The sequence below is a fragment of the Heliorestis convoluta genome (assembly GCF_009649955.1).
GTDB classification, from domain to species: domain Bacteria; phylum Bacillota; class Desulfitobacteriia; order Heliobacteriales; family Heliobacteriaceae; genus Heliorestis; species Heliorestis convoluta.
Map to the genome: position 1 here is coordinate 717,369 of NZ_CP045875.1, position 14,760 is coordinate 732,128.

Here is a 14,760-nt window from a genome sequence, read left to right on the forward strand (position 1 = left end):
GTGAAAAAAGCCACACCTCCTAATAAAGAGGTATGGCTTACGTTGAGCGCCGACAAAATATTATTATTCGTCAGCTTTTGCATCATTCCTGCATATCCAGATAACTTTTCCATAGTCATTCGAAAAATCATTACGAAGTACACTATGATGGGAACGCCCTTTTCGTTGCTCTCGCCTTAGACGTCGATTCTCTTCTTCCAGCTTCGTAATGGTATTACGCCGTTCACTTTCTACTGTTTCTAACAAAACCATCAATACTCGACGGCTCGTCCGTAGCTGACTCAGGCGCGAGCGCAGGTAGACGACTTGATCCTTGAGTAGATCAATCGAATCTCCTTTGACATCTCTCATGGCTATGCCTCCTGCTTTTCTCTTATCACCAGTTTATGTCTACTGAAGAAGGAATATCCCTGTTACTTACAAAGCAATTGCTTTACCGATGCGCTGAACAGCTTCTATGATTTTTTCATCGGGCACAACAAGCGCAATGCGTACATAACCCTCACCGAGATCACCAAAAGCATTACCAGGGATCACAAGGACGCCGGCTTTTCTAATGAGTTGTTCTGCAAAGTCGTAAGAGCTGCTATAACCTGTAGGGATAGGCGCCCAGACAAACATAGACGCTTTGGGTTTATCCATTTCCCAGCCGAGTGCAGTCAGTCCGTCGACAAGCAGATCTCTTCGTTTTTGATAGACGAATGCATTCTCCTGAACCATATCTTGAGGGCCTTCTAAAGCAGCTATAGCAGCCCATTGTACTGCTTTGAAGACACCATAGTCGATATTAGACTTAATTCGATTCAACGCGTTGAGGATCTCTTTGTTCCCTACGGCCATACCGAGGCGACAGCCTGCCAAGTTGTAGGACTTCGATACAGAGTGTAATTCAATGCCTACTTCTTTGGCTCCAGGGACTTGTAGGAAGCTGACAGGTCGGTACCCATCGTAGGCTAGTTCTGAGTAGGCTACATCATGTAAGATCATGATGTCATTTTGACTTGCAAAAGCTACGGCTCTTTCGAAAAAGTCTAGTTCAGCTGTAGCTGCTAGGGGATTGCTTGGATAGTTTAAGACCATCATTTTCGCTTTTTGAGCGACCTCTCTGGGGATGGCATCAAAGTCTGGTAGATAGTGATTTTCTCGAGTAAGGGGCATGGCGTACTTTTCCCCTTCTGCCAACATGAGACCGGCTGTGTAAATGGGATAGCCGGGATCAGGTATGAGAGCAATGTCTCCTCGATTGATCAAAGCCAGGTAGATATGCCCTAGCCCATCTTGAGAACCCATTAAAGAAAGGACTTCTTCTGCAGGATCGAGTTGTACTCCAAATCTTTGAGCATACCATCGTGCTACGGCTTCTTTAAATTCAGGGAGTCCATCAGAAAGAGCATATCCATAAGCATCATCTCGAGCTAAAGCTTTCATAAGGGCTTCCCGCACATGGGGTGCTGGAGGGCGATCGGGACTACCAATGCCTAGGTTGATTACGTCTTTACCTTGCGCGGTCACTTCTTGCCGCAATCTATCCATTTGGGAAAAGACGGCTGAGGAGAGGGCTGCGATTCTTGTTGCTGTCTTCATGATGTCACCTCTACTTTTTATTAGGAAAAATCAATGTTCTGTAACTTTGCGTGATGGTAACACTTTTTTCAAAAAAGCAGTGTAGTTTTCACCGGCGATGGCTTTTACTTGTTCTTCTGAAAAACCTCTATGTAACAAAGCATCCCAGAGGCGAGGATAGTGAGCAGCGCTTTCTAAGTAAGGCACAAATTGATTAATTCCGTCAAAATCACTGCCTACACCGACATGTTTATAAGAACCTGCTACCTGACAAGCATGTTCTATATGATCGACTACCTTATTTATATCAACATTTTCACGATTCGTCGATAAGAATGGTGGATAAAAATTAATTCCCAGCATACTACTTCGTTGCTGAAGTGCTTTTATTTGTCGATCTTGTAAATTGCGAGGGTGATCACAAAGGTGACGGCAATTGCTATGTGAAACGAGTAAAGGCTTAGAAGTAGAAGCAAGTACATCCCAGAAGCCTGCTTCAGAGATATGAGCAAGATCGATGATCATGTTTTTTTCTTCCATGACTGTAATAACTTTATGTCCAAATCGACTTAAGCCACCTCTTGTTCTACTTTCGCCACAACCATCTGCGATCAGGTTACGGTGATTCCAGGTAAGCCCGATAGAGCGTACGCCGAGCCGGTAAAAGATAGAAAGCATTTCTAGAGAACCTTCTAAGGCTTCTCCGCCTTCTATGGCTAATAAGGCACCAATACGATTCGGTTGTGATTGAAGCTGTTCTATATCTTCTTGATCTTTGATGTGTGTTAGCCTGCTATGATAACGCTTCATCAGTCTGTGAAAAGTGTCAATAAGTTGTAATGTGTAACGAAGGCTGCCTACTTGTTGAAAAGATTCATCCACATAGGCAGCAAAAAATTGCAATTTTACAGAACCTGCTTCCATCGTTTCGAGGTTTATGGGTCCTCGAAATCGATCAAAGTTAAAACTGTCCCAATCTGCTTTGTGAATTCGTCCGAGGGTGTCGCAGTGGCTATCGACAACAAAGAATTTCTTCATGGGATTCCCCCTCGATAATAATAAAACCTGCTCAGTATTTATGAGCAGGTTGGGAAACTAAAGATTTATAGTTAAGTAATATAAAAACAAAATTAAGACTTTATAATCGTTAAAAACTATACTTAGCGAGGCTCAATAATAAGCTTAATCGCTGTACGTTCTTCACCATCGATAGAAATATCAGTGAAAGCTGGGATGCAGATTAGATCTACACCTCGAGGTGCTTCAAATCCTCTAGCAATTGCTACAGCTTTTACAGCTTGGTTCAGTGCACCTGCACCGATGGCTTGAATTTCTGCGCCTCCTCTTTCTCGTAAAACACCTGCTAGAGCTCCTGCTACGCGGTTTGGGCTGGATTTGGCTGATACTTTCAGAACTTCCATTAGAACGGCCTCCTTGAATGTTATAATTTTCTTCAATTTCCACTATTGTATATTTCTACAGTAACACGAAAAATCCTTTTTTTCAATCGCCAAAATTGCCATATTAAGGCTCTATGGTCAGGTTTATCCGTTCTATGTCCTTCGCTTTTCCTTTCTCACCCAAATTCGTTAAAACAGCACATAATTGCAAAGTTCCCGAGGCAGTCTCAAAGCGTACAGGCAAGGATGTCAAAAACTTTCTTAAGACTAACTCTTTCTTTACACCAATAACAGAGTCTCTAGGCCCTGTCATACCAACATCGGTGATATAGGCTGTTCCACCTGGTAAAATTCTTTCATCGGCCGTTTGAACATGGGTATGGGTTCCTACAACAACAGATGCACGCCCTGCTAAATGCCAACCAAAGGCAACTTTTTCTGAAGTGCTTCGCCGTGAAAATCAACAAAAACATAGTCTGTTTTGCCCATCAAGCTTTCTAAGATTCGACCAACACTATGAAAAGGACAATCAAGATTATCCATAAAAACACGACCACAATAGTTGATGACAGCTATTTTTTTCCCATTCGGTAAAGAAAAAACGCCCCAACCCCGACCAGGTGTTCCAATGGGGTAGTTGTTTGGACGAATGAGCCTAGGCTCACTATCAATAAAATCAAAAATTTCTTTTTTGTCCCAGGTATGGTTTCCCATGGTTATCACATTAACGCCGAGGTCAAAAAGATTGTGCACAATTTCTTTTGTTATACCATTGCCTCCAGCTGCATTTTCACCATTGGCAATCACAAAATCAATCTTTCGTTCCTTGATTAGCTTAGGCAACAGAAGTTCTATCGCTCTTCGACCTGGTTTCCCAATAATATCACCTATAAATAAAAGTCGCACACTGTAGCCTCCACTCGTATATGCTAGTAAAAGTTATTTGGACCTCAAGATAATGGAAAAAGAAAGAAAAGAAACTGTGTTTCTCTAATCACAGTTTCCCCCTAAAAAGCAGAACATTTTCTACTAGCAGTTAAAAACCATCACTCGACCTTCTTCACGAAAAGCGTAGAGCGATTGTGTTGATTCTATACCTCGTAAATCTTCTAGTAGACTGCTAATCATTTCTTCTTGCCATAATATCTCATCTTCATGCAATGTATCATTCAATTCTTTTTCTAAGAAACAAATTGATCCTACCTGTTGTTTAAGAAGCTCTACAATCAAAGCAATCTCATGAAGAGAAAGGCTTTCTACGTCACGATGTATATAAAGACTCGCTAGTGGTACATTGTTCTCATACTTTACAAATAAAACATCTGGTTGTCTGTACTCTAATTTATGGAAAGTAAGCAAAGCCTCCTGCATAAGAGAAGTACAGGCTTCCATTCTTTTGATCTCTACTTCTTCTTGTAAAAGAAAAGAAAACTTTATAATGCGCTTTAGAGGATCGTATGTTACTGTTCCAACTTCAGGATAACGAGCAAGAATTGATACAAGGAGACCGGTGGTACCTTTCATTTCTTCATTTTGTTTTGTCGTTATATTCAACAATCGTCACCTTCCTTGCTCCGTTTAGCTTTAGAAAGACTTTCTACAAAAATAATAAAAATCCTGTTACTTCGCCATTATCTTTTATAGTGCAAGTATTATCAAAAAAGGAAAGTCGATCAAAAATGAGATCGACTTTCCTTTTTGGAATCTATTTGGCATATTCTACAGCACGCGTTTCTCTTATAACAACCACTTTAATTTGTCCAGGATATTCAAGTTCTGCTTCAATACGCTTTACTATATCTCTGGCTACACGGATTGAGTCAGCATCTTCCACCTTGTCAGGCTTCACCATGATGCGGATCTCTCTGCCCGCTTGGATTGCAAATGCCTTTTCAACGCCTTCAAAAGAGTCGGCGATTTCTTCCAATTTTTGCAAACGTTTAATATATGACTCTAGTGTTTCTCTTCGAGCGCCTGGACGTGCTGCTGAAACAGCATCGGCAGCTGCAACTAAGACCGCTTCCACAGTGTAAGCTTCTTCATCACCATGATGGGCTGCAATACAATGAATCACATCACGAGACTCTCGATACTTCTTGGCCAGATCAACACCGATGCTAACGTGGTTACCTTCTACTTCATGGTCTACAGCTTTACCAATGTCATGAAGCAATCCAGCTCGTCGAGCTAAAGATACATCAGCACCAAGTTCTGCTGCCATTAAGCCTGCTAAGTGAGCCACCTCGATAGAATGCTTCAATACATTCTGTCCATAGGAGGTACGCCATTTTAGACGACCTAAAAGCTTAATCAGTTCAGGGTGCAGGCCATGTACACCTGTTTCAAAAGTAGCTTGTTCGCCTTCTTCACGAATTCTCTGTTCCACTTCTCGTTGTGCTTTTTCAACCATTTCTTCGATTCGAGCTGGGTGAATACGTCCATCAAGAATAAGCTTTTCTAAAGCCATACGAGCGACTTCTCTACGAATGGGATCAAAGCCCGATAAAATGACAGCTTCTGGTGTATCATCAATGATTAAGTCAATGCCTGTCAGTGTTTCTAAGGTACGAATGTTACGACCTTCTCGACCAATAATTCGACCTTTCATCTCATCATTAGGCAGTGCAACTACAGAAACAGTTGACTCGGCTACATGATCGGCTGCGAAGCGTTGAACCGCTAAAGATATAACTTCTCTTGCTTTTTTCTCTGCTTCTTCTTTGGCTTGACTTTCAACATTTTTGATCATCATAGCTGCTTCATGCTTCACTTCTTCTTCTACGTTAGCAAGTAAGAAAGTGCGTGCTTCTTCTGATGTCAAACCTGATAAGCGTTCTAGTTCAGCAATTTGTTGTTGCAAGGTATCAGCAAGTTCACTACGAACTTTTTCTATCTCTTCTTCGCGACGGTGCAAAGAGTCTTCTTTGCGTTCCATCATATCCATTTTGCGATCGAGAGACTCTTCTTTTTGTAACAGTCGACGCTCTAGACGTTGTAGTTCATTGCGTCGTTCGCGATTCTCTCGTTCTGCTTCTGATCGCATCTGATGAACTTCGTCTTTGGCAGCTAGTACGGCCTCCCGTTTCTTCGCTTCCGATTCTCTTACTGCATCTTCTACAATCTGGCGAGAACGTTCTTCAGCAACGCCGATTTTAGCTTCTGCAATCGACTTGCGATACATTACGCCAGCCACAAAGCCGAGAACGGCTGTTACAATGGCTACTATCCATTCCAAGAGTTCGTCACCTCCTCTGTTTTGGCTCATATCTTCGATGATCTTTGTTTAATTAAACAGAAAAAACCGAGCAGAAACTCGGTTTCGAAGAGATATCTGTCCACATTGAAATACAGCTTTAACTATCAATCGGTTAAAACCGCTGGCGCCTATGTCCTTATACTACCACACAGCCCCTTGCCTGGTTACTTATGCGACTCCACCTTGCTATAAGGGTTTTGCTGCTGAATGAAATATATAAGAAAAGCCCTACTTGTGGCTTGATACTCTACGTTGTAAGTTTCCGTCTACTGCGTTATTTTAATATTTTTCATATATCATGTCAAGTTTTCTGCTCTTGAATCAATGGCTCTTCTTTTTTTAATTCATCGAGAAGTCGATATATTAATTCTAAAGGAAAACCTTTTTGTTGTAGATGTCGACCCAGTCTGGCGCTTTTTTGATCTACTTCTTTGCGGTAGAGCTCACGAAGCTTTATATAGGCTACTTTTTTCGCTCTTTCATACTCTTCTTCAGGTGATAAACATTCTTCTAATGCTTCTTCACATAAGGCTCCTTGAATACCTTTTCTGTTCAACTCTTGTTGAATTCGCATTGAGCCATAAGAAGAACAGTCTTTGCGATATCGAGTATAAGAACGAGCAAAACGACGATCGTCAAGGTAACCGAGATCGATAAACCGTTTTATAATTTCTTCAGTATCTTCTGCTTTGGCTCCTTTTCGCCGTAGACGATCTCTTAATTCTTGTGTGCTTAAAGAACGTCTTGAAAGCCAGAAGAGAGCTTTTTTCCAGCTCTCTTCATAAGACAAATGTGTCATTGGACTGCCGGTTCACTTTCAACGGTTCCATCTACAGGATGAATCGGTTGACCTCGAATGATTCTTTCAACTTCTATGGTCAGTTCTTGATTTTTCTTTAAGAATTCTTTCGCATTCTCTCGTCCTTGACCGAGTCGTTCACCTTTATAAGAGTACCACGCACCGCTTTTGTCTATTATGTTCATTTCTACAGCTATGTCCAAGAGACTGCCTTCTCGAGAAATTCCCTCACCATACATAATGTCAAAGTCAGCTTGCTTAAAAGGTGGCGCCACTTTGTTCTTCACAACTTTTACACGAGTACGAGAACCAATCATATCAGATCCTTGCTTGATTGTTTCAACTCTGCGTACCTCTAAGCGGACTGAAGAATAGAATTTTAGAGCCCGTCCACCTGGTGTTGTTTCAGGATTGCCGAACATGACTCCCACTTTTTCGCGAATCTGGTTGATAAAGACACAGCAAGTTCTTGATTTTGATACGACACCGGTAAGCTTCCGTAAAGCTTGTGACATCAATCGAGCTTGCAATCCCACATGGGTGTCGCCCATTTCACCATCAATTTCTGCTTTTGGAACAAGCGCTGCTACAGAGTCAACCACAACAATATCGACTGCACCAGAACGAACAAGGGCTTCTGCAATTTCTAAAGCTTGCTCCCCTGTATCAGGCTGAGAGACCAACAGATTGTCTATATCAACACCAAGATTTCGAGCATAGGCAGGATCAAGGGCATGCTCTGCATCAATAAAAGCAGCCAAGCCGCCTGCTCTTTGTGCTTCTGCAATGATATGTAGGGCAACGGTCGTTTTACCAGAAGACTCAGGTCCGTAAACTTCTACAATTCGCCCTCTAGGAACACCGCCAACTCCTAAGGCCATATCGAGTGCAATAGATCCAGTCGGGATCACTTCTACGGTTAAGCGGGCCGATGCCTCTCCCAAACGCATAATCGATCCCTTGCCAAAAGCTTTCTCAATGTTGTTCAGGGCTTGTTGAAGAGCTTGTAATTTATCACCAGCCATGATCTTCCTCCTTATTTCACATAACAGACAAAGGTTATTTGCTTTGAATATACCTTTCCTGTAATAACTTGTCAATCCCTGTTTGAATCATGGCGTTTGTGTCAAAGGCTTGGCATAGCGAAATCGAAAAGAACCAGCATAGGCAGGAATTTCTACCGTATTTTGCTTAGCAATTCTGATATCGATTTTTCTTTCTTTCAAGCTATTGACGAGACCATCCGTCACTTGTAGTACATCACTAAGTTGATCAGGCGGACCAATGGCATCAATAACATAGATCTGATCTCGATCACTGCTAATGGGCGTCTTATTGATCAGAATATTTTTTCCTGATACATAGATTTCTGAGTTAGCAATGATCCGCTGGCCATTGACAGCAATGGCTTCAGCACCTGCATAGCGTAGTATATTGACCAGTTCCATCAGATCGATAATGTCTAAAGGAAAAAGTGTGGCTTGCTTTGTATCTAAGGTGACTCGAATTCCTGCACCTTCTACACTGGCATACCCTGTCAAAATTCTCAGTCGATCAATTTCTGTAGAAATACCGGTGCCTACGTAACCTTTGGCCACAGCTTCATACTTTTCAACTTCTGCTTTCAATCGACTGATCTCTTCTTCTAGTTCCATTCTCTCGCTTTCGCCTTTTTCTAACAGTTCCTCCAGCGCCTTCTGCCGCTCAATCAGTTCGGTTCGTCCCTGAGCAAGCTGCGTTGCTGTGTTAAACTGTGTCGTAAGCAAGATACCAAGGGTTAAGGCGACAATCGTAGCCGCTACTTGCCATCTTTTCCATTTCATTTTTACAGACATTTTCATTATCTTGCCACCGACTCTTGACTTAGATCGGTCATGGTTCTAGCATACCGAAATCTTATATCACTACGATAAGCCGGAATCTCTAGTTTTTCACTAGGTAGAACATCAAAGGTAATCCCATAACGTTGCCGATAATCTCGAAGCATTAACGATATGGATACCATATTAACAGAAGCCGATAAGTTCTTTGGATCTCCAACAGCTTTAATGACAAAAGGCGGTGTTATAAAGTCACGATTTACAAAAATAGTTGTTCCACCACAAAAAATTTCAGACGTACTAATTAACCTCTGATGATTAATCGCGATGGCTTCTGCTCCACCTGTCCATAAGGCGTTAACTAGCTCTCGTAAATACCAATCGTGAATATAGTAATCGTTCAAATTGTCCAAGCTAGAGAACTGAAAATCCTGTGCTAGGGGGCTATCATCAAGTGTTATGATTACACCAGGTCCTTCTAGTGCGACAAAACCAGCATCAAGACGGGTCCTTTCTAGGGTTTGTTCCAGGGCTTGTCGAGAGTCTTCGCCTTCTCGGTAGCGATTGAGTTGCGCACGAAGTTCCATGATTTGTGCACTCAAAGCATCTTTCGATTGTTCTATCTGAATCAGCTTCGATGTTAGTTCATCAACAGAGTACCCTTCTGCCGCTTTGGTTATCTCTGCCTGCGTTCGCCATTGTACCATTAATGAAAAACCAACAAAAAAGCATATGACCGTTGCGATGATGATCGCTTGTACACGCTGATTCAATTGCAAAGCCTCTCACCTCCCTGGAACTATGAGTAATTCTATTCCTTATCTTGCTTTGGCTGGTTCTACACTAATCTTACGACCTTTGATCATATTCTGATGCATCACACCGAGAACACGACCGGCTACATCTTCAGGCACTTCTACGAAGGTAAATTTATCGTAAATGTTGATAACACCAATTACATTGCCAGGAATTCCTGCTTCTTCAGCAATTGTCCTGACGATGTCTTGAGGCCTTACACCTTGTCCACGTCCAATGTTCATGAAGAGTCGAACCATACCGGGTTCTGCGCCAGTATTGCCAAATTCAGAAGCTTCTCTGGACGTTTCTTCTTTTTCTGCTTCTGGCCCTTCTACTAAAAGTTTAAAAGTGGCTGCCGCAATTTCCATTGGATCATATTCATCGGCTAACTCACTAATAATGCTTTTGTATTCACCGAAGTGACCACCTTCTAGGAGCTTAACAAGCTTACTTTTATGTGATTCTTTATGTCTTTCTACAATGTCTGCCATAGAAGGAAGATCGCGCCGCTGAATTCTTGCTTTGGTTACTCTTTCAATGAGCTTAAGTTGACGATACTCTCGATAATTAATCAACGTCATGGCGATGCCTTTCCGTCCTGCTCGCCCTGTACGACCAATGCGGTGAACGTAAGATTCTGGATCTTGTGGAATGTCGTAGTTGACAACGTGCGTAACATTTTCAACATCAATACCTCGTGCTGCTACGTCAGTCGCAACAAGAAGTTCTGCTTTGCCATCACGAAACTTTTTCATCACTCGATCGCGCTGTGCTTGTGTTAAGTCACCATGCAAACCTTCGGCAAAGAAGCCTCGAGTCTCTAAGGACGCTACGAGTTCATCGACGCCACGCTTGGTTCTACAGAAAATAATAGCAGCTCCAATTTCCTCCATGTCAAGAACCCGACAAAGAGCATCTACTTTCTGTGACTCTTTACACTCATAGTAAACTTGTTCGATCAAGGGGACTGTCAATTTGTCTCTTGAAATGGTGACAAATTCAGGATTTTTCATGTATTGACGAGCTAATTTTTGAATCGGTCCTGGCATGGTTGCTGAAAAGAGCAAGGTTTGTCTGTTTTCTGGTGTTTCATTAATGATTGCTTCAATATCATCAATAAAGCCCATGTCAAGCATTTCATCCGCTTCGTCAAGAATCACCATGCGCACATTGTTCAAGCGCAAGGTTTTTCGACTGATGTGATCGAGAATTCGACCTGGTGTGCCAATGACAACTTGTACACCATGACGCAACGCTCTAATCTGTCTTTCAATCGATTGGCCTCCATAAACAGGCAGCGATTTCAAGTTGCTCAATCGACCAATCTTACTTACTTCTTGGGCTACCTGAATGGCTAACTCTCTTGTTGGACAGAGCACAAGGGCTTGCACTCTGCTGTCAGAAGTATCCATCATTTCTGCCATTGGGATACCAAAAGTTGCAGTCTTACCAGTACCTGTCTGCGCTTGTCCAATTAGATCTTTTCCTTCTAAAATAAAAGGAATCGCTTTTGCTTGAATTGGTGATGGTTCTTCAAAGCCCATATCGGAAATCGCTTTTAAAACCTTTTTATTTAAGTTAATATCTCCGAACTTTTCTATATTTGTCTGTTCCTCTGTGCTGGAGTTTTGTTGGAATGTCAATACGATGCACCCTTTCAATCATCAATATTTCATTGTAGTTGTTACGACGACTCCTGTAGATGATATCGTAACCAGTTTAGCACGGCCGTTGCTGTTCGCTCTTTGATCGCTTTCCTGTCACCAACAAAACGAAACTCTTTCGTTTCACAATAGGCTCCATCGACAAGTGCGCCATATACCAATCCTACGGGTTTTTCTGCCGTTCCTCCATCGGGTCCAGCAATGCCTGTAACGGCCATTGCAATGGATGCACCGGATATTTTTTGTACGCCTTGCGCCATAGCCAGCGCTGTTTCTGCACTGACAGCGCCATAGGTTTGGAGAATCTTTTCTTCGACACCAAGTAGTTCTTTTTTCGCACTGTTATCATAGGCCGTAACACCTAAGAGAAAGTATGCCGAGGAACCTGCTTCATTGGTGATCTCGTGAGCAATCAATCCACCGGTACAGGATTCGGCTAGAGCTAACTTCTTGCCTCGTTGAAGCAAACATTGACCGACTACACCTGATAAAGTTTCTTGATCGAAACCATATATATAAGGATGAAGCCTCTTGACAATCTTTGCTTCTGTTACTTTTATGAGTGCTTCTGCGTCTACTTTTGTTTTGGCTCTAGCGGTTAGTCGAATATGGAGACCTCGTTGTTTGGCCAGCAAAGCAATGGTAGGATTGCTCTGTTGCAGAAGCAAATCGCGGAGTTTTTCCTCTACCACCGATTCTCCCGGTCCAACAACCTTGAGGACGCGAGAATGGAGAAGACCTGGATCAATCTCTGTCTTCATGGTTAAGTAGGGCTTAACTGTCTCTTCAAACATGGGTTCCATCTCACTAGGAGGACCTGGTAAGAGTACAAAGGTTTTTGTACCTTCTTCAAGAATCACACCAGGTGCTGTCCCTAAGTGATTGGGAATAATGATGGAGCCCTCAGGAATAAGAGCTTGTCTTTTGTTGTTATCTGGCATGATACGGTCACGACGTTGAAAAAATGATTCTATATGATGAAGAGTAGGCTCGTGAAGTTGCAAGGAACGGCCGCAAAGTTCGGCAACCACTTCTTTTGTCAAATCATCCATAGTCGGACCTAGACCACCTGTCGTAATAATTAAATCAGCACGACTCATGGCATTTTCAAGAACTTGTCGAATTCTATCGGGGTTATCGCCTACGGTTGTCTGAAAATAACAACAAATTCCCAGAGCAGCCAACCTTTCAGAGAGATAGCGAGCATTGGTATTTATACTTTGTCCTAACAGCAGCTCTGTTCCTGTAGAGACAATTTCAGCGCTTATCATCATAACACCCACTTACATCTTTTTCAATACACTATGAAGTTCTTAACCGTTGTATCATCTCATAAAATATCCATTTTCGCCAAAACCATGTCAATTCCTGCTTATTAAAATCTGAAAAGCCCTGCTCTTTATATCTAATAAAAGAGCAGGGCTTTTTCTTTCGATTTAGGCCGTCATTTGTTGTTCCATTTCTTGTCGGAACTCATCTCCTGATAAGCTTTCTCGTTCACGAAGCAAACGCGCCATTTTTTCCACAGTATCACGCTGACTTTTCAAGGCTTGTTGTAGATTTTTTTTCTCTCGATCTAAGATTTTTTGCAATTCCTGAAAACGTACTTGTTCAGGCAGTTCGGCAGCACCGCTCGGTCCAATGTCAGATAGTCCAGAAAGGACAATTTGCTGCGCCATCTGAGAAGCCATGGTCAAATCCTGACGGGCACCGTTAGAACCTTGGTTAAGAATTTCTTCCTCTGCCACAAGGCCTGCTAGAGCGACACGAATGGCACTGATCATATCAGATTTTGTTTCTAGAACTTTTTCTTCTGGCGGTACTTGACGAAGGTAGCCTAGGGCTCGTCCACGTGGTGAAATGGTCAATCGAGCTACCGAACCAGGTCGTTCCCATTCACTCACTAATGCATGGGCTGTTTCATGAACAGCCACACGCCAGAGCTCTTCTTCTATTGCTTTGCGATCGCCTGCCGCACCTAACAATACTTTTTCAATAGACTCTTTAAGCTGTTCAAAGTTAATTGTTTTTTTACCTTGTCGCAATGATAAAATTGCTGCTTCATTACAAACGCTTTCTAGTTGCGCACCGGAGAAGCCGACTGTCTCTTTTGCCAACATGGCAAGATTGACGTCGTCCGAGACAGGCTTGTTGCGCAAATGAATGTTGAGAATGTGTTCCCGACCTTCTTTATCTGGCAAATCGACTTGAATTTGTCGATCAAAGCGTCCTGGACGCAACAAGGCCGGATCTAGCAAGTCCGGTCGGTTTGTGGCACCTATAATTAAGATTTGGATTGATTCATGCGTTTTCAGTCCATCCATTTCAACAAGTAAGGCGTTCAAAGTTTGCTCATATTCCATATGACCTCGATTGGCTCCTCGCTTGGCACCGAGTACATCAATCTCGTCGATAAAAATAACAGCACCTTTTTTGTTGCTTTTCTTCGCTTTATCTCTTGCTTTGTTGAAAAGATTTCGAATTCGGCTGGCACCCACACCTGCGTAGACTTCAATGAAATCACTGCCAGAGCAACTTAAAAAGACACTGTTGGTGTAGGTAGCCGCTGCTTTGGCTAGCAATGTCTTTCCTGTTCCCGGTGGTCCACAAAGCAAAATTCCCTTTAAGGGTCGGATTCCTAGCTCATCAGCGGCCTGGCTTTGTACCATAAAGTCAAGCGCTTCCGATAGTTCTTTCTTCGCTACTTTTTGTCCTCCAATTTCTTCGAAGGAAAAAGAAGATTCGGCTTTGTAATCACCAATTCCTTGGGTAGCGTTTTGTTTTTGTTGCCAGATCATATAGATCATAGCCGAAATACCGGCCAAAATCAGTGGAAGGGGCGACATCAATTTATAGCTTAGAAAAAGAGTTAGAGCCAGTAAGACACCCATGACAGCTTCTTCTAGCCAACTTTTCTTCTCGGCCTGGTTCATGATAGATCACCGCCTTTTTCTCTCGCAATAATTCGATAGAGATAGCTCTCCTCATTCTCTACTTGAAGGTAGAGATGTTTTGCATCTAAGGTAACGACATAGGAAAAACCGGTTGGCTCAATCATCGCTTTGATTTCATGATGCATATCTTGGTAGTTTCCAGTGGCCAATCCCTGGTATAAAGGAAACTGTATTTCTTTCCACAATTGTTGTAACTCTTGATCAGGATTGTCTACAAAGACAATTTTTACGCCTTCTCCAAGGTATTCTCTGCTTATTTTGTAGATTTCTTGATGTATTTCACTAAGATCATCAATTTCTTTGCTTTCCACTTTGACAAAAGTCGTAGCACCTTCTTTACGATGTTCTACCACAGCGTCAGGCAAAATCGTTGTTACTCTTTCATGAAAAGGCTTTTCCAAGACATATCGCTCATAGAGATGGTGGCTACCCCAGAGTAGAGCCAGTGTTACCAAAGCGACAGCACCGATTCGTAGTATTTTCTTCCCCATCTATCTTTCTCCTCT

At 42.4% G+C, this 14,760-nt stretch carries 14 protein-coding genes and 1 pseudogene; all 15 read right to left on the minus strand.

Annotation, left to right across the window (positions count from 1 at the left end):
- Positions 1-63 precede the first annotated feature (63 nt).
- Complete coding sequence (locus FTV88_RS03290) at positions 64-351, minus strand: hypothetical protein (protein ID WP_153724395.1); 288 nt, start codon at positions 349-351, stop codon at positions 64-66.
- 66 nt (positions 352-417) lie between these two features.
- Positions 418-1,584, minus strand: a complete 1,167-nt coding sequence (locus tag FTV88_RS03295; RefSeq protein WP_153724396.1) for an LL-diaminopimelate aminotransferase — start codon at positions 1,582-1,584, stop codon at positions 418-420.
- 30 nt (positions 1,585-1,614) lie between these two features.
- The gene (locus FTV88_RS03300) at positions 1,615-2,601 is read right to left on the minus strand and encodes a dipeptidase (protein ID WP_153724397.1); all 987 of its coding nucleotides are present in this window, start codon (positions 2,599-2,601) and stop codon (positions 1,615-1,617) included.
- A 122-nt stretch (positions 2,602-2,723) separates the two neighbouring features.
- Positions 2,724-2,984, minus strand: coding sequence for a stage V sporulation protein S (locus tag FTV88_RS03305; protein WP_153724398.1), 261 nt, complete (start codon positions 2,982-2,984; stop codon positions 2,724-2,726).
- Between the two features lie 103 nt (positions 2,985-3,087).
- A pseudogene (locus FTV88_RS03310) lies at positions 3,088-3,869 on the minus strand (TIGR00282 family metallophosphoesterase).
- 123 nt (positions 3,870-3,992) lie between these two features.
- Positions 3,993-4,517, minus strand: a complete 525-nt coding sequence (locus FTV88_RS03315; RefSeq protein ID WP_153724399.1) for a hypothetical protein — start codon at positions 4,515-4,517, stop codon at positions 3,993-3,995.
- 151 nt (positions 4,518-4,668) lie between these two features.
- Positions 4,669-6,228: a ribonuclease Y gene (gene rny / locus FTV88_RS03320; protein WP_153724400.1), complete on the minus strand. Its 1,560-nt coding sequence runs from the start codon at positions 6,226-6,228 to the stop codon at positions 4,669-4,671.
- A gap of 292 nt (positions 6,229-6,520) precedes the next feature.
- Positions 6,521-7,018, minus strand: a complete 498-nt coding sequence (locus tag FTV88_RS03325; RefSeq protein WP_153724401.1) for a regulatory protein RecX — start codon at positions 7,016-7,018, stop codon at positions 6,521-6,523.
- On the minus strand, positions 7,015-8,043 hold the full coding sequence (gene recA / locus FTV88_RS03330) for a recombinase RecA (protein ID WP_153724402.1): 1,029 nt from the start codon (positions 8,041-8,043) through the stop codon (positions 7,015-7,017). The genes FTV88_RS03325 and recA overlap by 4 nt, the downstream gene beginning before the upstream one ends.
- 87 nt (positions 8,044-8,130) lie before the next feature.
- Positions 8,131-8,859, minus strand: a complete 729-nt coding sequence (locus FTV88_RS03335; protein WP_153724403.1) for a DUF881 domain-containing protein — start codon at positions 8,857-8,859, stop codon at positions 8,131-8,133.
- Complete coding sequence (locus FTV88_RS03340; RefSeq protein ID WP_162007878.1) at positions 8,859-9,611, minus strand: DUF881 domain-containing protein; 753 nt, start codon at positions 9,609-9,611, stop codon at positions 8,859-8,861. Before FTV88_RS03340 ends, FTV88_RS03335 begins: the two co-directional genes overlap by 1 nt.
- 45 nt (positions 9,612-9,656) lie before the next feature.
- On the minus strand, positions 9,657-11,279 hold the full coding sequence (locus FTV88_RS03345) for a DEAD/DEAH box helicase (RefSeq protein WP_243137280.1): 1,623 nt from the start codon (positions 11,277-11,279) through the stop codon (positions 9,657-9,659).
- A 41-nt stretch (positions 11,280-11,320) separates the two neighbouring features.
- The gene (locus tag FTV88_RS03350; protein WP_243137282.1) at positions 11,321-12,574 is read right to left on the minus strand and encodes a competence/damage-inducible protein A; all 1,254 of its coding nucleotides are present in this window, start codon (positions 12,572-12,574) and stop codon (positions 11,321-11,323) included.
- A 162-nt stretch (positions 12,575-12,736) separates the two neighbouring features.
- Positions 12,737-14,233 (minus strand): AAA family ATPase, encoded by a 1,497-nt coding sequence (locus FTV88_RS03355; RefSeq protein ID WP_153724405.1) that lies wholly within the window; start codon positions 14,231-14,233, stop codon positions 12,737-12,739.
- Complete coding sequence (locus tag FTV88_RS03360; protein ID WP_153724406.1) at positions 14,230-14,745, minus strand: hypothetical protein; 516 nt, start codon at positions 14,743-14,745, stop codon at positions 14,230-14,232. Before FTV88_RS03360 ends, FTV88_RS03355 begins: the two co-directional genes overlap by 4 nt.
- Positions 14,746-14,760 lie beyond the last annotated feature (15 nt).